The following is a 17,331-nucleotide window of genomic DNA, read 5'->3' as shown; positions in this document are numbered from 1 at the left end:
GTGCAATCCCTCGTGAAAACCGCAGGACCAGCGCTGCCCGGATCGGCGATTGATCGATTTCGACTTGGGGGAAAAGAAAAAAGCCCGACGCGGGAGGAGGTGCGTCGGGCTCTTGATCCTGACTGACAACTGGGAGGAGGAGTGTTGTCAGTCCGATGTAAGAGCGCTGGGAGGAGGAGTGCGCTGCTTACGAAGATAGTAATACCCAATTCTTTTGATTCGGAATAGCGAAAATACCGCAATGCAGCAATGCACTAGGCGCAATGCTTGCCCTCAAAATAACAGGTCACCGCCTCATTTTGCAGCATGTTTGACCGGATGGTCAAATTTATGCCGAAAATTTGGAGCCTCGGGGATCGCCGATGGCTTGCCCCTCATCCGCCTGCCGGCACCAACCGGGGTCGAGCCACGGGTCTCGACCCGTCCTTCGGACCCCGTAAACGGGGCGAAGGGGATATGCCGCGCCCTCTCGATTCCCGTTACCCCTCGCAGGGCACGTCCCCTCTCCCCGTCAGAACGGGGAGAGGGTTAGGGTGAGGGGCAGCTACTTGCGCAAACCGGACAGTCGTGGGTTCGCCCGTCAAGCAGCCTTGAAGAGCTTCCGGCCTTCGGCGTCGAGGGCCGAGAATTCCTCGTTCGAGAGGGTGATGTCGACGGCCGCGACGTTTTCCTCGAGATGCTTGACCTTGGAGGTGCCGGGGATCGGCAGCATGACCGGGCTGCGCCTCAGCACCCAGGCGAGCGCGATCTGGCTTGGCGCGGCATTGTGCTTTTTGGCGATCGTATCGAGCAGCGAGCCGGGCTTGGCGAGGTCGCCGGCGGCCAGCGGATACCACGGGATGAAGCCGATATTGTGCTTGGCGCAGTAATCGAGCACGTCCTCGCTGGTGCGATCGACGAGATTGTAGCGGTTCTGGACGGTCGCGACCGTAAAGTGCTTCGAGGCGGCCTCGATGTCGGCAACGGACACCTCGCTCAGACCCGCATGGCGGATGAGGCCGCTATCGAGCAGCGATTTGATCGCATCGAACTGTTCCTTGGCCGGCACCTTCTGATCGATCCTATGCAGCTGCCAGAGATCGATCTGCTCGACGCCGAGATTGCGCAGGCTCTTATGCGCCTGCTGGATCAGGTATTCCGGACGTCCCACCGGCAGCCAGATGTCGGGACCGTGACGGGTCAGGCCGCCCTTGGTGGCGATGACCGACTTGCCGCCATAGGGATGCAGCGCTTCCTTGATCAGCCATTCGGAGACATCGGGGCCGTAGGAATCGGCCGTATCGATGAAGTTGATGCCGAGTTCCGGCAGGCGTTTCAGCGTGCGGATGGATTCGGCATGATCGGAAGGCTCGCCCCAGATGCCCTTGCCGGTGACGCGCATGGCGCCGAAACCGAGACGGTTGATCTCGATATCGCCGCCGATCTTGAAGGTGCCTGACTTGGCTGCATTGTAACTGGACATGGTCTTTCCTCTCTTATCAATCAATCATTGAAATCGGTGGAACGGTCGGAGGCGGGTTCAACAGCTGCGGCACGGATGCCGAGGCTTTCGGAGATGCCTTCGAGCGCGAATGTCGGCCTTGATCGAAAGCGATGCCCGCCATGGTGATGATCCGCCCCTCGCGGGGATCAGCAGAATGTGGCCGCTGCGACGCTTGCACATATAGGACGGAACAGCCCTGATGACAGGGCTCGATGAACGAGATGAGCGGAAACATCGACATCGAACCGACGCTTGGGGAGCGCGCACCGATCCTTAAGCGGTCTGCGTCAAAGCCTGGTCCTCGCCTCGTCGCCGAATTCCGCCAGCATCTTCCAGAGGTCGGCGAAAATCTCACGGGCAAAGTCCTCAAGCGAGGCGCCCGGCGGGCGCTGCTGCCAGAGTTCGCCGCCGACGCGCAGCGCGCCGATGACGATCGCCGCAAGGAGGCGCATGCGCGACCGCTGCTCTGGATCATTTCCCTTGCGCAGCAGCAGCGCCTCGGCGAGCTTCTGTTCGAGCCTGCCGTATTTCAACTGATCGCGGGCCTTCAGCGCCGGCGTGCGATGGATAAGTTCGCCAAGCGCCAGGCCGGGCTCGTCAACCGAGGCGATGACGGTTGCGGTGATTGCCGCCTCGACCGCCGCGACCGAGGATTCTGCCGCCGGCCTTGCCGCGACCGCCGCCATCAGGCGATCGGCGAAGGCATCCTGCCAGGCGAAAACCACCTCTTCCTTGGAAGGGAAATAATCGAAGAAACTGCGCTTGGAGACATCGGCCGCCTCGGTGATGTCCTCGATCGTCGTGGCCTCAAAGCCGCGCTGCAGAAAAAGGGTCATCGCCGCATGCTCGATGCGCTCGCGCGTCTGCCGCCGCTTGCGTTCCCGCCTGCCTTCGGTCGTCTCCGTCCGCTTGTTCTCAGCCATTCCGGCCCGGCATCATCGTTCAGCCGCCGGTTTCGTTGGAAAAGGCGGCGACGTCGTCGATGTCAGTCTCGCTCTGGCGATAGCTGATGCGCTCGCGCGACAGTTCCAGCGGCTTGCGACGCGAAATCCGGTAGACGGAGGCCGGCGGCAGGTTGCGCACCGTGCCGCCGATGCGCACCGCCTTCAGGCCGAGACGGTCGAGGATCGGCCGCGGCACCGGGCAGCGCGGACCATAGGTAAACTGATAAACGGCCCCACCCGGCCGCATATAGGCGAAGGCGCCGGCCATGATCGAGGCGATCTTGCGCGGCGACATGGACAAAAGCGGCAGGCCGCTGACAACTGCGCCGACCGGTTCGCCTTCGAAAATATCGGCATGGGTCAGATGGGCGGCATCCATCTGCAACACGCGCGCCTTCGGGAACCGCGCCTGCAGCGAATTGATGAACTCGGGACCATACTCGATCAGCGTCAGATCCGCCTCGCTCACCCCGCGCGCCAGAAGCGCCCGGGTGAAGACGCCGGTTCCCGGGCCGAGCTCGATGATCGGACCGTCGAGTGCGGCAATTTCACTGGTCATGATCCTGGCAAGCGAATCCCCCGACGGCGCGATGGCCGCGACCCGAAGCGGATTGCTGATCCAGGAGCGGAAAAAATGCAGGAAATCGGCGCGTGCGGACTTTGCAGTCATGACTATCCCACCTGTCTGAAATTCGATTGATTATGAAATGCGACCATCGCGGCGAGCGTGGCAATTCCAAGGCAGACGCGTCAATCGCTCTTCGCTGCGGCTTTTCGCAACACCCACTGTCACCAGTTTGCATGATTCTGTACTTATTGCATTTTTGCATTCAGCGCAACATTTTCCAGGCGGGCGACAATCGACCCAGCGCAACCAGTCACCCCGCATGCGAAAGGGCGACCCTGAGGCCGCCCCTTCAGCCCATTGCGGGCCGCTCACGATCGCGGAAACGCCGAGCGTCTCGTCAGTAATTGCAGCTGGAGCTGCTCGTCGGGTTGAAGCCGAGCTTGCAATCCTGGTTGAGCGGCTTCTTTGGGTTCATCATATAATGTGTCGAGCCTGTGGTCTCCGAAGCGCGCTCGCCGATCGAACCGGTCGTGCGCCTGTCGTGCTCGACCTTGGTTTCTTGTTGGGCAACCGGACGCGTGGCTGCGCCCTGCTCTGTCGCGCTTGACTGAAGGGGAGCTGCCGTGGCGGAGAAGGCCGAGAGGCCGAGGATTGCGCCGAAGGCAGCGGCCATCAGGCCGTTCTTGAAAGTCGTGGTCATAATCGTCTCCTTGGGAGGATTCGTGGAATTTACGCCCCGGAGTTAGGAAGGCGATCTGTCACATACTACGGTGCCAAAGCAGAGGTCACGGATATGTGAGCGGCGGCCCGATCGAAAAAAAGGCGGCTCATCGCCGCCTCTTTCATTTGCCGGCTCAATAGCCGTTATCGCAAGGCATGCTACCGGGGCCGATCGATCCGGAAAACGTAGGGTTGCACACTTCCGGAGCTGCCGGCCTGTTCACCGGCTGGCGGACGATGGAGCCCGTGGTGCCGGCCTCGACGCCGAAAGCGGCAAGCGGATACCAGTAGCCATCGGAATGGCGGCGGGTGCCGGGGCGCTCGGTGCGGAAGCCCTGATAGCCATGCCAGTACCCGGCATGTGGTTTATATTGCACCATTTTCACGTCCGAGACGGTTGGCGGGGAAACCGTCAGGACGGGTGCGGCTCGCGCGGGGACAATCGACGCGAGGGCGAGAAGGGCGCCGAGTGCGGCGGTGGAAGGAGTGAGAGTGAGCATCTTCATGATAAACCCTCCTTACTGGATTTATCTCGAGAGAATGCCTTTCCCGCGTGCGGAGTTCCGCCGTTGCCTGCAACTTCCAAAACTCGTGATTGCAGGCGATCCGGCGTGACTAAATCGCCGAAAAACGTGAAAAGTCGCGATCAGGAAGAGGGCTCAAACGGCGCTGGTGAGGAAACGTGAATTCTCTGTTCTCAATTCGCGTATAATGTCCGGTAGCCCTGGCCGGAGAGGCAGGCGACATATTGCCGATGGGCGGCGGCGCGCGCCGTCGTTTCGGCCTCCAGCTCATCGGCCCCGGCATATCCGGTCAGCTTGGCGCGCAGCTGATACTGCTTCCTCGCCTCGTCATACATGGCGTTGCCGTCGGTCATGCAAAGGCCGTGCGCAACAGCAGGCGGATTGACCGGCACGCCGACCGCCAGGAGCACGGGATCATTGGCATGGTCGATACAGCCGGCAAGGCCCGTCATCATCGCCAGGGCAGCCAGAGCCCGAAAAATTCCCACCGTCATGCATTCCTCCGGCTGAAGCGCCTCAAAGATCATCAAACCTGCGGATACATCAGGAAGGTTGCGCGAAACTAGGCTGACGGTTTGCCTGCCAATTCCGACCGGACGGCTCCTATCTCATTTGCAGCGGCGCGTCGTGGAAAAGAGAATTCGGGGGTTGATAGAAACCCTTTAGTCGAAGAAAGAAGCTGAGCCTTGATCTCCCGATCTCAATCCTGAAACCTGAAGCAGTTTCGCGCAAAACGATTATTGCGGCAACGGCACTACCCATCCTCTTCATCAGCAAATATGCTCGCGGCTGGCGGCCGGACGGCGCCCCACAACCTACAATGTTCAGAGGCCCTGCCCGCATGACATCACTGCACTGGAAGAGATTTGTCTGGTTTTGCGTTTGCCTCACACTCTCCCATCCGGCATGGTCCGCCGGCGGCATCGAGATCCCGGGCTACGCGCCGGCGACGGGTGTGGAGCGCAGCTACCGCGTTCAAAAAGCGACCGAGACCGATATGTCGTTCTGGTTCGACAAGCCAGGCGCCTCGGCCATGACAGTGCGCGGCGCGTTTCGCCAGCGTATGACCGTCCTGTCGCGGGATGAAGGCAGCATGCGGCTCCGCTGGTCCCTCAGCGCCGATTTGCCGGAAGGCATTACCGGCCTTGCCGACAGCTATCAGATGAACCTGCTCTATCGTAATTCCCTCACGGCCTATGGCACCGCTGCGCTCGAACTCGAAACCGACCTGAACGGCAACCCGCGCGATCTCTCCGGTGTCGATCAGATCGTGGCGCACATGCGGGCGATGGCGGCCAATGGACCGGGTGGCGTTCCCGCGGCTGGCGCCTCCACGGCGCGGGAAAGCGGGCTCGATGACATCATCGCCAAGCTGGAGGCAAACCCTCTTCAGATTGTTGCCGCCTTGGTGCCGGAGGCGCAACTGCTTGCCACAGGGCAATCCTATCAGGCAGAGACCATGGAGATTGGTCAGGCCTCAGCGACCTCCCGGGACGAAGATTATGGCGGCCTCAGTGTCCCGGTGACCTCGACCTGGACCCTGGAATCCACCGACGCAACCGCACGCACGGCAACCCTTTCGCTGTCGGAGGAAGCCGACGGCGCAGCGTTCAGCCAGTCGCAGCAACCGGCGATCGCAAATTTGATGACCGGCTTTCCCGAGCGGGCAAAGAACCTCACGGCCGATCAGCTGGCTTCCCTCAAACACGCCAGCAAGAACCGAAGCGTCGAGCTTGTGGTGTCCCTGAACGATGGTTCAACGCTCGAAGCGTCGGAGATCGTAACCGTTGAGGCAGCAGGGACGACGTTGCGCACATACACCCACATCCAACGCGAGGATATGCCGGCCAGCCTGCAGCTTCCCGCCGTGCTGACGGCAAAAGCCTTGCAGACGCCCGATTTGCATATCGAGCCGCTGCCATCAGCCAAGGCCGGGCCGGGCATCCTAGATGAGCTTTCGACACTGCCTGCCCCACCGACGGCATCGCAAGATACGACCGTTGCTGCAGACAATGACGCGGCCAAGGCGATCGCACCTGTCTCGCTTGAGGTGAAGAGTGCGGAGGTAAGCCTGTCCCCCGTGTCCTACAACCATGGCCTGAATATCGTGCTCACCCCGGAAAGCGCCGCCAAATTCCGCGATTTCACGCAGGCGGTATTGGGACGACAAACGCAGATGCTGATCAACGACAAGGTCGTCATGGAACCCTGGATGAGGGAGCCGATCATGGATGGGCGCATCGTTCTGGCGGGAACGGATAGGAAAGATCTGGAAGCGATGGCGGAACAGCTGAGGGTTCCCGGGGCCGAGATTCTCGTCCGGTTACGCCCGTGAGGGCGCCACCTGTGTCGTTCGCGTTCCGAGCGGCATCATCGGCCGCGCCTTGGTGAGCTGCCCTTCATCTCAGCCGCTGGGTCGGTCGCCGACGGCAAAATAAAAGGGTGAACGGCGCGGGGCCTCAATCCTTCGCTTCAGAGATCAGACGTATCAGAGTTCCGTCACTCGCCGCAGCGCTGATTGCCGATGTGATCTGCCGGAGCGGTCCCCGCGCAACGAGCGTCGCTGGCGGAGGGTGTTTTCCGGGACCCGGATCGATAAAGGCCGAACACTGGTGATCCGAGTCGAGCATCGCCATGAATGATGTGGCGACAATCGCTTCGCCGCAGGCGGCGCAGCGAAGAATGTACGAACCGCGGTGGACGATCGATTCTGTTTTGTCCAATCCGCACGAGGGACAGGCCAACATATTGGTCATTGTTTCACTCCAGCATGAGCACGCGGCTCTAGAACAGGATGATTTTAGGCCGGGCCGGCCTAAAATCTGAATCCTGTTCTAAATTATATAGTTAGAGCATGATGTCGTCCGAAAACCGCTCACACCTTTCGGCATCATGCTCTAGGAGGCGGCGGCCAGAACGATGGCGATCGCGAGCAGCAAGGGACCCATCCACTTGAAGTGGCGAACCACCGGCGGCCGGTTGGCCGGATTGCCGGGAAACGGCAGATAACCAAAGCCGACGGACGCCATCCACAGGCCGGCGCAAAACATGATGATTTCATCGATATAGGCTGCGATCATTGGCTCTCCTGCCTCTGGATCGGCGCTGCGATCTCCCGTCTCCACATCCTACCCATGAGCACGACCAGACGGAAGAGAAGAGTGGAGCTGAGAGATTAAACTTGGGGTGGTATAGTTACTTCGAATCCCCTAGGCATTCGAACTCGTAACACACAAATCCGCTACAGCCACTTTCTCGGGAATGTTTCATGCACAACGCCAAATTTATTCGCCTCGCTGCCTTCTCCGCATGCGTCGTTTTTGCGGCATTCCAGGCCCGACAGGTTCTGGCCGATTCGGCCAATGACAAGTTCTTTGACGCAGCCCTTTGCAAGCCACCCTATTCGATGACATCGGCAATGAAGATCTATGATGTCGTGGAAGCTTTGGCCAAACCGGACACGTCGTCTTTGGGTGCGGCGATCTACAAACTCCCGAACCAGATAGACCGCGACGGCTTTAAGTCGACCGAGGTTTTCTTTGCAAGCAACGCGGTTGGAATTTTGGTCGAAGGCGAGCGCGCTGACGATCTGGCCGCAAAGTACGGTTTGAAGCGGGAGACCTCGGAGCTCCTCGGCACATCCACCAAGGGCTATTCGCGCGAGCTGCCGGCAGATCTGCAGCCGGAACCCGGAATGGCCGGCCCCGGAAAGGTCTCCATCGTTGCCCGCCAAGGCAACGCCCTGCCAGGCAAAACCTTACTGGCGTGTGAATTCGTGCAGGAGTTCTAAGAGGCGTCGCATAAGCGCGTAAAACGGCGTCACGAATCCCTTTTCGAAAAGCACGTCCCAGCAGTTCGCTGCTTAAGAAAAGCATCTCGTTCATCCCCTCACCTCGCCACGCTGGATGAACCGCGCTATGTGAGCAGCCTACAGAGAGCACGCAGCGGAGATCCCGAGATCATGCAAACCATTTGGAAGAAGCCGGTGACGCTTGCCCTTGAAGGCCCGGACCAGTGGGTGGTGATACAGACGACCCAGGCGGCAACATGGGCGTTGGTTGAGGACTGGCCGACCGAAGAAGGCCCCGCCTTGGATAGGGCCTGTGCGGTTTGCGCGGATGTGATGTCGGGAAAACGGAACCGGGAAGAGGCGCGACAGGCGTTCATCGAAGCTGCGATCGAAGCCGGAATACCGATCAAGGAATGAGGCCAGGGGGCTCTGGCACAGATGCCACCAACGCGCGCCCGGTCATGCTGGGAGCCTGCGGCAGCGGGCTAAGTGATTGGGAAGAATGGCGCACCCGAAGAGATTCGAACTCCTGACCCCCAGATTCGTAGTCTGGTGCTCTATCCAGCTGAGCTACGGGTGCGTGCAAAATGCGGCGGTGCCGCTTGCGTGGCGATCCTCTAAAACGTCCTTCGGGACAATGCAAGAGCATTTCTGAAAAAATCGCGTGTTTGTCTGCCAGCAGCCGCGCCTTCGGAAATCACGTCACTTCTCGATGTGCGTCCGGCTGCGGTAATCCTCCAGCGAAACCGGGCGATCGGGGATCTCGATGCGGAACTGCGTGCCGACCGTCGGTTTTTCCACCAGCGCTATGGTGCCGCCATGGGCGAGCACCAGCTCGCGGGCGATGGTGAGGCCGAGGCCGGTGCCGCCGGAACGGGCGGAGCCGCGGAAGGCGGCAAAGAGGTTCTGGCGCGCCTTCAGCGGCATGCCGGGGCCGGTATCATCCACCGTGATGCTGACGACGCTGCCGACGCGCTGGGCGGAGACGGTGATGCGCCTGACGGAACCCGGGCCGCCCTCGCCCGGCGACGTCAGCGCCTGCAGCGCGTTGCGGCAGAGATTGTGGATGACGCGGAAAAGCTGTTCGCCATCGGCATCGACCTCAAGCTCGGCGCCGATCTGCTCTGCGAATTCGATGCCGCTCAGCGGATCGATCGCCAGCATATCCTTGACGTCCTGGGTCAGTTCCAAAAGGCGGATGTGGCGGCGGCGTGGCGCGGATTCGCTCGCCTTGCCGTAGGACAGCACCTCGGTGGTGTAACCGACGGCGCGGTCGATGGTGCGCAAGAGCTTCGGCGCGAAGCTCTTGACCATCGGATCATCGACATCGACCAGCCGGTCCGACATCAGCTGCGCAGACGCCAGGATATTGCGCATGTCGTGATTGATCTTGGAAACGGCGAGGCCGAGAGCGGCAAGGTTCTTCTGCTGCTTCAGCGTCTTCTGCAGCTCCATCTGCATCGAGGTGAGGTTTCGGCCGGCGACCGCCAGTTCGTCGCGGCCGCCATCACCGATATAGATATGGGCCGGGTTGTCGGGATCGGAGGAGAATTGCTGCATGCTGCCGGTCAGCCGGCGAATCGGGCCGATGAGGATGCGGTTGATCGCAAAGAAGATCAGCGTCGCCGTGAACAGCGAGATCAGCACCGACAGCAACAGGACATTGCGGGAATAGACGAACATCGCCCTGCGCAGCGGCCTGTCCTTCATCACCACCTCGACGCCGGTATTGGTGTCACCGACGGGACCATAAACGCGGATCATCCTGCCGCCGCCGAAAACCAGCGTGTCGAGCGCATCGCGGATTGCCGTTACCGGCGGCACGTCGGTGAGATCGTAGGATTCGTCGACGGAGGTCGGCATATCGGTCGTCGCCAGCAGCCGCGAGGTGCCGTCCTTGCGCAGCACGATCGCCTTGGTGCCGGTCGCCTCCAACGTCTCTTTCTGCAGTGCGCGCGGCAGCTCGACCGGCTGCAGCCCATCGATGACGATGGCGGCGGCAGCGGCCGTATTCAGCCTGTCCTGCAGCCAGCGCACGCGCATGCTGGCGACCGAGGGAAAGAAGATCAGGATTTCGGCGAGCATGATAAAGACGACGGTCAGCCAGAGCAGCTTGCCGGAAAGGCCGCCGAACAGGCCGGCAGGCGGGCACGGCGCCCTTGCAGCCTCGCCGGCCGCCGGGTTTTCCGCCGAGGGATTATCGCCCTGATCTTGAATCGGCATTCTGGTCTCGCCCGATCGGCAGCACGTCAGCCGCCCCTACCGCTGAGCTCTATATTAGACCAATACGCTCCGCTTTCAAATCTTTGCGAGCAGCGTCATGTCGCCACAAGAAAACGCCGCCCGGAGGCGGCGTTGAAATGGCGCTTTGACTCGAGTCTTTTATTTTACGCAATTCCGGACGGAAAACCGCTTCACACCTTTCCTGGAATTGCTCAGAGGATCAGAACTCTTCCCAGCTCTGTTCGGCTGCGGCCGCATTACCGCCGAAGGCGCGGGCGACCTTGGCGATCGCCCGGCGGGCGGGCGAGGCAACCGGTCTTTGCGGCTCGTTGCGGACAAGAGCCACAGGTGCCGGCGCATCATCCGACAGTTTGAAGCGGGCGATGAGGCGCACCAGCCCACCGGCTTCGGCCGAAAGCCTGTGCGTGGCGGCGGAGGTCTCTTCCACCATCGCAGCATTCTGCTGTGTCACCTGGTCCATCTGGTTGACGGCGGTATTGACCTCCTTGAGGCCGGTCGACTGTTCGGTCGCAGCCGTCGCGATCGAATGGATATGGTCGTTGATGGCGATAACGCGGGTGCCGATTTCGGCCAGTGCTTCGCCGGTCGCCTGGACCAGCTTGACGCCAACCTGCACCTCGTTGCCCGACTTGGTGATCAGCGCCTTGATGTCCTTGGCAGCCGTTGCCGAACGCTGGGCCAATTCCCGCACTTCCTGCGCCACCACCGCGAAGCCCTTTCCGGCATCGCCGGCGCGTGCCGCCTCGACGCCGGCATTCAGCGCCAGCAAGTTGGTCTGGAAGGCGATCTCATCGATGACGTTGATGATCTGGCTGATTTCGCGCGAGGCCTGCTCGATGCGGCCCATGGCCTCGACGGCATTGCGCACGACGACGCCGGAGCGGCCGGCATTCTCCTTGGCTTCGGACACCATGATGGTGGCTTCATGCGCCCGCTCGGTCGAATTCTGGACGACGGCGGTGATCTCGTCGAGTGCCGCCGAGGTCTCTTCGAGGGCGGCTGCCTGCTGCTCGGTGCGCTTCGACAGGTCATCGCTGGCATTGCGCAGCTCGGCGGTGTTGCCGTTCATCGCTTCCGTCGTCTCGCGCACTTCGCGCATCGTCGCCTGTAGGGTGACGAAGGTATTGTTGACGTTCTGCTGCAGCTCGGCGAAGGCGCCCTGGAAGTTGCCGCTCATCGTCTGGGTGAGGTCGCCTTCGGCAAGGCTTGCGACGACGCGGCGGGTCTCGCCGATGCCGGCATCGACGCTCGACAGCAGCGTGTTGATGTTGCCGGCAAACTGGTTGAGGTTATCGTCCTCGTAGTCCTTGCTGATGCGATGGCTGAAATCGCCGGCCGCAGCCGCGGCCACGACGACGGACATGCTCGACTGCAGGTCGTCGCTCTTGGCGCGCATCGCCGCCTCCTGGGCGTTCAAGCGCTTGATGGCGAGGCCGTTCGCCTTGAAGACCGCAACCGCTGCGGCCATCTCGCCGATTTCGTCCGGACGGCCGGCAAAGGGGACCTCGGCGTCGAAATTGCCGTCGGCGACTTCCTTGATCGCATGGGTGACACGCTTGATCGGGCGGCTGAGATGGCTGGTGCCGATATAGAAGCCCATGCCGATGCCGACCGCGATGCCGATGGCGGTGATGCTGAGCACAAGCATCAGCACCTGGGTGCGGAAGCTCTCGATCTCGGCATTGACGGTTTCCAGTGCTGCCTTGTCGGTGGCGACAACGGCATCGATTTCCGCCTGGAATGCCTTGCGGTTGGCGCGGTTGGCGTCATTGTTGCCCTGTTGGCCGGCGGCTTCGGGGCCGACTTCCGTGCCGAGGCGGGCGGTCTCCGTGCGGAAGGTGCGGAATTCCGCGGCGCGGGCGACAAGCTTGGCAAAATCGGCCTTCTGGCTCTCGGGAACGAGCGGCGCCCAGCCCGAGACGACCTTGTCGATCTCGTCGAGGTCGGCCATCAGGCCCTTGGCGAAGCTCGGCGTATCCTTGATCGTCTTGGCGGCATAGATGCCGCGCGATTCCATGACCACCGCCGTGACGAAGCGGTTGAGCCGCTCGCCGGCATAGGCGCGGGCGGCGGCATGCTCGTAAGCCGTCAGATTGCGACTGTATTCGTGCATAGCGGACAATGCCGTTGCGCCGATCAGAAGTGCGACCGCGCCCATCACGCAAACCAGCAGATTAATTTTGCCCCGGATCTTCAATGCAATGCTCCTAGCTACGCCACTGCCTGGAAAGCAAATTCCCAGTCGATGCTTTGAATATCGGCGAAATTTATTAAAGTTAGATTTCTAATATTTACGATTATGGCTTCGGAAATGATCGATGCCGAATGCGGCGGGAAGGCGGAAACGCCTGAAAACCGGGGCGATCGCTCTGCCGCGGCGCAAAACTACAACCACTCGGGGCAAGCCTCATTTCTTAACACCAGAGTGCGAAATTACTTTCGGGGCCGGCAGTGCAGAGTGAAATCATCCGGCATAATTGACTTTTACGGGCTTCATCCTTATAAGCCCGCGCACGTTCGGTCACTCAAGCCTTTCATGGCCCGCCCGTTCGAAAAACAACGCTCCTTGCATTATGCAAATTCAAGAAGGGCCGCACTCCGCGGTGTTTAAAATAAATGAAGCGTACCTACCAACCATCCAAGCTTGTTCGCAAGCGTCGCCACGGTTTCCGTGCGCGCATGTCCACGAAGGGTGGCCGCAAGGTCATCGCAGCCCGCCGCGCGCAGGGCCGCAATCGTCTGTCGGCGTAAGGCCGGGTTGCCCGGTAAGAGATGGCGGGCGAATTGACGACCAGTGAAAAGAAACACACTGTCGGGCGGCTGAAGAGCCGCCCGCAGTTTCTTGCTGTGCGCGAGGGCGAAAAACGCCGAGGCGGCATCTTCCTTCTCGAAGTCCTCGACCGGAAGGAACCCGACAGCCAGGCACGCGTCGGTTTTACAGTCACGAAGAAACATGGCAACGCGGTCGAACGGAACCGCATGCGCCGCCGCCTGAAAGAGGCGGTGCGGCTTCATGCGGGGTTTGCAATGCAGCCCGGACACGACTATGTGGTTGTCGCGCGCAGGGACGTGCTTGACGCGTCCTTCCAGGAATTGGCCGCGGAACTAAAATCCCGCGTGGAAACCAGGCCGAAACATCGGCGCTCCGGAGACGGACGCCCCAGGAACGTATGATGGAAAACAACCGCAATTACTTCATTGCGATCGCTCTCTCGGTGCTGATCGTCCTCGGCTGGCAGTTTCTCTATATGAATCCGCGCATCGAGGCCCAGCGCAAGGCGCAGGAAGCCCAGAAGGCGCAGCAGCAGACCGAGCAGGTGCAGCAGCCGGCAGCAGGCGGCGAAACGCCGGCCCAGCCGAGCGGTACGGCACCTTCCGGCCAGGCAGCCGCGACGGCGACGCTCGAGCAGGCGCTGGCAAAGACCCCGCGCGTCGTCATCGACACCCCGGCGCTTTCCGGCTCGATCAACCTGGCCGGCGCCCGCCTCGACGATCTGAAGCTCAAGGGCTATCACGAGACCGTCGATGACTCGAGCCCGATCATCACGCTGTTCAGCCCGGCCGAGACCAAGGACGGCTATTTCACCGAGCTTGGCTATATCGGCAGCGACACGACGGGCAACGTTCCCGGCGCCTCGACGCTCTGGACGGCACCTGAGGGCGCCAAGCTCACCGAAAAGACGCCGGTGACGCTTTCCTATACCAATGACAAGGGCCTGACCTTCACCCGCACGATTTCGGTCGACGAACGCTACATGTTCACCGTCGCCGACAAGATCACCAATACCGGCCAGGCGCCAGCCGCGCTCTCTTCCTACGGCCGCGTGACGCGCTACAACAAGCCGACGACGCCCTCCGTCTACGTGCTGCATGAAGGCTTCATCGGCGTCATCGGCGAAGACGGCCTGATCGAAACCAAATATAGCGCCGCCGAAAAGGAAGCCGTGATGCCGGCGAAATCCACCGGCGGCTGGCTTGGCATTACCGACAAATACTGGGCCGCGACGATCGTTCCGCCGCAGAGTGCTGCCTATGAGGCGCGCTTCTCGCACTTTGCCGATGGCCAGCCGCGCTATCAGGCCGATTACAAGGACGATGCCTTCACCGTCGCGCCGGGTCAATCGATCGAGCTGAAGAACCTCGTCTTCGCCGGTGCCAAGGAAGTGCCCGTCATCGACGGTTATGAGGCCAGCTACTCGATCCCGAAGTTCGACCGGCTGATCGACTGGGGCTGGTTCTATTTCATCACCAAGCCGATGTTCAAGTTGATGGACTTCTTCTTCCGCTACTTCGGCAATTTCGGCGTGGCGATCCTGTGCACGACCATCGTCGTCAAGGCTCTGTTCTTCCCGCTCGCCAGCAAGCAGTACGCTTCGATGGCGAACATGAAGCGCATGCAGCCGAAGATGGAGGAGCTGAAGGCGAAATTCGCCGATGATCGCATGGGGCTGCAGCAGGCGACGATGCAGCTCTACAAGGAAGAGAAGATCAATCCGATCGCCGGCTGCTGGCCGGTGGCGTTGCAGATCCCGATCTTCTTCTCGCTCTACAAGGTGATCTACATCACCATCGAAATGCGGCACGCGCCGTTCTTCGGCTGGATCAAGGACCTTTCGGCGCCCGATCCGACGACGATCGTCAATCTGTTCGGCCTGCTGCCCTTCGAGGCGCCGACCATTCTGCATCTCGGCGTCTGGCCGCTGATCATGGGCATCACGATGTTTTTGCAGATGCGCATGAACCCGACGCCGCCCGATCCGACGCAGGCGATGATCTTCACCTGGATGCCGCTGGTGTTCATGTTCATGCTGGCAAGCTTTCCGGCCGGCCTCGTCATCTACTGGGCCTGGAACAACACGCTCTCGGTGGCGCAGCAGTCGGTGATCATGAAGCGCCACGGCGTCAAGGTCGAGCTCTTCGACAATCTGAAGGGTCTGTTCCGACGAAAAACGGCGCCGTCGAAATGACGCTTGCCAAGCCCCGCTCCGGCGGGGCTTTTCTTTTCCGGCAGCGGAAGAAGGAGGCAAAGCAATAGGCTGCAAACGGCCTCGAAGCTTGACATCCGCCCGCAAAACCACGAAGCCCGGTAAAAGACCCAACCCAAAGATTGCAGAGCCCGCATGCCCGAAACCGAAAAGCCGCTCTTCGGCCACCCATGGATCTTCATCCGCGGCGTACCGTCCCTGAACTTCCTGCCGCCGGAAGGGCCGTTGGAAGTGGCCTTCGCCGGTCGCTCGAATGTCGGTAAATCCTCGCTGATCAATGCGCTGGTCGGCCAGAAGGGCCTGGCGCGCACCTCGAACACGCCGGGACGCACGCAGGAACTCAATTATTTCGTGCCGGACGGTTATTCCGGCGAAGGCGGCGACCTGCCGCCGACGGCGATCGTCGACATGCCGGGCTATGGTTATGCGCAGGCGCCGAAGGAGCAGGTCGACAAGTGGACCAAGCTCGTCTTCGATTACCTGCGCGGCCGCGCGACGCTGAAGCGCGTCTATGTGCTGATCGACAGCCGCCACGGCATCAAGAAGAACGACGATGACGTGCTTGATCTGCTCGACAAGGCCGCCGTCTCCTACCAGATCGTGCTGACCAAGACCGACAAGATCAAGGCGGCTGGTGTGCCGAAGCTGCTTGCCGAAACGGCGGAAAAGATCCGTAAGCGCCCTGCTGCCTATCCCGGCGTGCTGTCCACCTCGTCCGAAAAGGGCGATGGGCTGGACGAACTGCGCCAGGCGATCGCCGAGACCGTCGGCATCGCCCGCTGGAAGTAGAAGGCGTACGCGCGCCGGACGCGGAGCCCTGTTTGGTGTAAAGGTCTCCGCGACATCCCACAGTTGAACATTGCGTCAATGGAAAACTAACGGTTGACGGCGCAAGATTGATGAGCTAGATAGCGGGCATCGAATTTTGCTTGCTGGCTTGGTTATCGCGCGATTGGCACCGCGCCCTGAACGAACTTCCTTTCAAAAATCGCTATCACCATCCGCATCGCCTTGGCGTTGCGGTTCTTCAATATTGCTACGAAAGGGTTCATCATCATGGCCACTGGCACAGTTAAATGGTTCAATTCCACCAAAGGCTTCGGCTTCATTCAGCCTGATAATGGCGGCGACGACGCCTTCGTTCACATCTCCGCCGTCGAGCGCGCCGGAATGCGCGACCTCGTCGAAGGCCAGAAGATCGGCTTCGACCTCGAGCGTGACAACAAGTCGGGCAAGATGTCCGCTTGCAATCTCCAGAACGCTTAAATCGGTATCTGCTTCCCTTTGACCACGGATGTACTGGCACTGCCGGAAGCACGTTATCAATCCAAGGCCAGGCGATTTGCCTGGCTTTTTTTGTTTTCGCTCGCGCGTCGAGCCCTCCAGTATCGGAGCCAACATGACTGAGACACACAGCAAATCTCGCCAGCGGGCGGAGATTGCCTTCGGCAACGTCCAGACCCAATTCTTCGCGAAGAACCAGGCGGCCGAAGAGCTCGAATCCGACGCCCAATCGCAACAGGCAAAGACGTTGCGGCTTCGGGAAGCCCGGCTTGCGAGGGAACAGAGTGACCGGGTGTCGGCAACCTCTGCCCTCATTGCCAAACGCGCCAGGGCCCGCTGAGATCACAAGCCGATCGACAAGGCTCGAGATTTAAACCGCGTCTGAAATGACGGGCTTGCAGATCGCGCGCTGCAGCGTGGCCGAAGCCGTGCTGGCATTCACTCGCACCAAGGAAGCGTCAATGGCAGAGACTGCGAACGAACTTCAATCGATCAATACGGCCTGGCAGATCGCCATTCAGGAGATCCTGCGCATGGTGATCAGAGACATGTATCACGGCGGCGGCGAAGCGTCGTTCAGGACCCATATCAAGCGCATCGAAGAAGCGGCCGTCGACAGCATTTACACGGATTTGCGGCTGCGCGGGACAGATGAATGGACGGAAGTCCTGGTCAAGGAAAGGGCGAGCAATTTCGTCACGACCCTGCTGACGTCATTTACCTATGACCGGGCTTAAATCACCCTGTGGCCGGCAATCAATGGACGTGCCGCCGATCAACGCTTGCGTC

General features: G+C 60.8%; 20 protein-coding genes and 1 tRNA gene. 10 read left to right on the top strand and 11 right to left on the bottom strand.

The window, feature by feature from the left end; all coding sequences use genetic code 11:
- Window positions 1–580: 580 nt before the first annotated feature.
- From ELH03_RS00485 to ELH03_RS00455, 6 genes are all read right to left on the bottom strand, one after another.
- Window positions 581–1,462, bottom strand: a complete 882-nt coding sequence (locus ELH03_RS00485) for an aldo/keto reductase (RefSeq protein WP_128400837.1) — start codon at window positions 1,460–1,462, stop codon at window positions 581–583.
- A 308-nt stretch (window positions 1,463–1,770) separates the two neighbouring features.
- Window positions 1,771–2,406: a TetR family transcriptional regulator gene (locus ELH03_RS00475; protein WP_128400835.1), complete on the bottom strand. Its 636-nt coding sequence runs from the start codon at window positions 2,404–2,406 to the stop codon at window positions 1,771–1,773.
- Window positions 2,407–2,425: 19 nt separating this feature from the next.
- Window positions 2,426–3,097, bottom strand: a complete 672-nt coding sequence (locus ELH03_RS00470) for a class I SAM-dependent methyltransferase (protein ID WP_128400834.1) — start codon at window positions 3,095–3,097, stop codon at window positions 2,426–2,428.
- Between the two features lie 295 nt (window positions 3,098–3,392).
- The gene (locus ELH03_RS00465) at window positions 3,393–3,695 is read right to left on the bottom strand and encodes a hypothetical protein (protein ID WP_128400833.1); all 303 of its coding nucleotides are present in this window, start codon (window positions 3,693–3,695) and stop codon (window positions 3,393–3,395) included.
- A 154-nt stretch (window positions 3,696–3,849) separates the two neighbouring features.
- Complete coding sequence (locus ELH03_RS00460; protein WP_128400832.1) at window positions 3,850–4,221, bottom strand: cell surface protein; 372 nt, start codon at window positions 4,219–4,221, stop codon at window positions 3,850–3,852.
- A 191-nt stretch (window positions 4,222–4,412) separates the two neighbouring features.
- The gene (locus tag ELH03_RS00455; RefSeq protein ID WP_130658293.1) at window positions 4,413–4,733 is read right to left on the bottom strand and encodes a hypothetical protein; all 321 of its coding nucleotides are present in this window, start codon (window positions 4,731–4,733) and stop codon (window positions 4,413–4,415) included.
- Between the two features lie 347 nt (window positions 4,734–5,080).
- Between ELH03_RS00455 and ELH03_RS00450 the strand changes: the two genes are divergently transcribed.
- Complete coding sequence (locus ELH03_RS00450; RefSeq protein WP_128400831.1) at window positions 5,081–6,574, top strand: hypothetical protein; 1,494 nt, start codon at window positions 5,081–5,083, stop codon at window positions 6,572–6,574.
- Window positions 6,575–6,698: 124 nt separating this feature from the next.
- Here the strand turns inward: ELH03_RS00450 and ELH03_RS00445 are convergent, their stop codons facing one another.
- Both ELH03_RS00445 and ELH03_RS00440 read right to left on the bottom strand, forming a co-directional pair.
- A complete protein-coding gene (locus ELH03_RS00445) occupies window positions 6,699–6,995 on the bottom strand; it encodes a hypothetical protein (RefSeq protein WP_128400830.1) in 297 nt (98 codons plus the stop codon).
- Between the two features lie 141 nt (window positions 6,996–7,136).
- Window positions 7,137–7,319: a hypothetical protein gene (locus ELH03_RS00440; RefSeq protein WP_018447731.1), complete on the bottom strand. Its 183-nt coding sequence runs from the start codon at window positions 7,317–7,319 to the stop codon at window positions 7,137–7,139.
- Between the two features lie 188 nt (window positions 7,320–7,507).
- On the opposite strand from ELH03_RS00440, the gene ELH03_RS00435 reads away from it, so the two are divergent.
- On the top strand, window positions 7,508–8,029 hold the full coding sequence (locus ELH03_RS00435; RefSeq protein WP_128400829.1) for a hypothetical protein: 522 nt from the start codon (window positions 7,508–7,510) through the stop codon (window positions 8,027–8,029).
- 171 nt (window positions 8,030–8,200) lie between these two features.
- Window positions 8,201–8,446, top strand: coding sequence for a DUF982 domain-containing protein (locus ELH03_RS00430; RefSeq protein WP_003588894.1), 246 nt, complete (start codon window positions 8,201–8,203; stop codon window positions 8,444–8,446).
- Window positions 8,447–8,532: 86 nt separating this feature from the next.
- On the opposite strand, the gene ELH03_RS00425 is transcribed toward ELH03_RS00430, so the two are convergent.
- The 3 genes from ELH03_RS00425 to ELH03_RS00415 all read right to left on the bottom strand — a co-directional run bounded on the left by ELH03_RS00425 (window position 8,533) and on the right by ELH03_RS00415 (window position 12,470).
- Window positions 8,533–8,609: transfer RNA gene (locus tag ELH03_RS00425), tRNA-Arg, on the bottom strand.
- Between the two features lie 122 nt (window positions 8,610–8,731).
- Complete coding sequence (locus tag ELH03_RS00420; protein WP_128400828.1) at window positions 8,732–10,252, bottom strand: ATP-binding protein; 1,521 nt, start codon at window positions 10,250–10,252, stop codon at window positions 8,732–8,734.
- A gap of 220 nt (window positions 10,253–10,472) precedes the next feature.
- A complete protein-coding gene (locus ELH03_RS00415) occupies window positions 10,473–12,470 on the bottom strand; it encodes a methyl-accepting chemotaxis protein (RefSeq protein ID WP_128400827.1) in 1,998 nt (665 codons plus the stop codon).
- A 419-nt stretch (window positions 12,471–12,889) separates the two neighbouring features.
- Between ELH03_RS00415 and rpmH the strand changes: the two genes are divergently transcribed.
- The 7 genes from rpmH to ELH03_RS00380 all read left to right on the top strand — a co-directional run bounded on the left by rpmH (window position 12,890) and on the right by ELH03_RS00380 (window position 17,279).
- On the top strand, window positions 12,890–13,024 hold the full coding sequence (rpmH, locus tag ELH03_RS00410; RefSeq protein WP_003545006.1) for a 50S ribosomal protein L34: 135 nt from the start codon (window positions 12,890–12,892) through the stop codon (window positions 13,022–13,024).
- 21 nt (window positions 13,025–13,045) lie between these two features.
- Window positions 13,046–13,447, top strand: coding sequence for a ribonuclease P protein component (gene rnpA / locus ELH03_RS00405; RefSeq protein ID WP_128400826.1), 402 nt, complete (start codon window positions 13,046–13,048; stop codon window positions 13,445–13,447).
- Window positions 13,447–15,240 carry a membrane protein insertase YidC gene (yidC, locus tag ELH03_RS00400; RefSeq protein ID WP_128400825.1) on the top strand — a complete coding sequence of 598 codons (1,794 nt, stop codon included), beginning with the start codon at window positions 13,447–13,449 and terminating at the stop codon, window positions 15,238–15,240. Before rnpA ends, yidC begins: the two co-directional genes overlap by 1 nt.
- Window positions 15,241–15,393: 153 nt before the next feature.
- On the top strand, window positions 15,394–16,047 hold the full coding sequence (gene yihA / locus ELH03_RS00395) for a ribosome biogenesis GTP-binding protein YihA/YsxC (protein ID WP_011650240.1): 654 nt from the start codon (window positions 15,394–15,396) through the stop codon (window positions 16,045–16,047).
- Window positions 16,048–16,314: 267 nt separating this feature from the next.
- Window positions 16,315–16,524, top strand: a complete 210-nt coding sequence (locus ELH03_RS00390; RefSeq protein WP_018244551.1) for a cold-shock protein — start codon at window positions 16,315–16,317, stop codon at window positions 16,522–16,524.
- Between the two features lie 133 nt (window positions 16,525–16,657).
- A complete protein-coding gene (locus ELH03_RS00385; RefSeq protein WP_128400824.1) occupies window positions 16,658–16,882 on the top strand; it encodes a hypothetical protein in 225 nt (74 codons plus the stop codon).
- A 121-nt stretch (window positions 16,883–17,003) separates the two neighbouring features.
- Entirely contained in the window at window positions 17,004–17,279 is a 276-nt protein-coding gene (locus tag ELH03_RS00380; RefSeq protein WP_024323874.1) for a hypothetical protein, read from the top strand.
- Window positions 17,280–17,331: the final 52 nt, after the last annotated feature.

The sequence above is a fragment of the Rhizobium beringeri genome (genome assembly GCF_004306515.1).
In the GTDB taxonomy this organism is placed as follows: Bacteria; Pseudomonadota; Alphaproteobacteria; order Rhizobiales; family Rhizobiaceae; genus Rhizobium; species Rhizobium beringeri.
The sequence above is the reverse complement of the archived record's forward strand: the minus strand, read 5'-3'. Positions and strand labels throughout refer to the sequence as shown.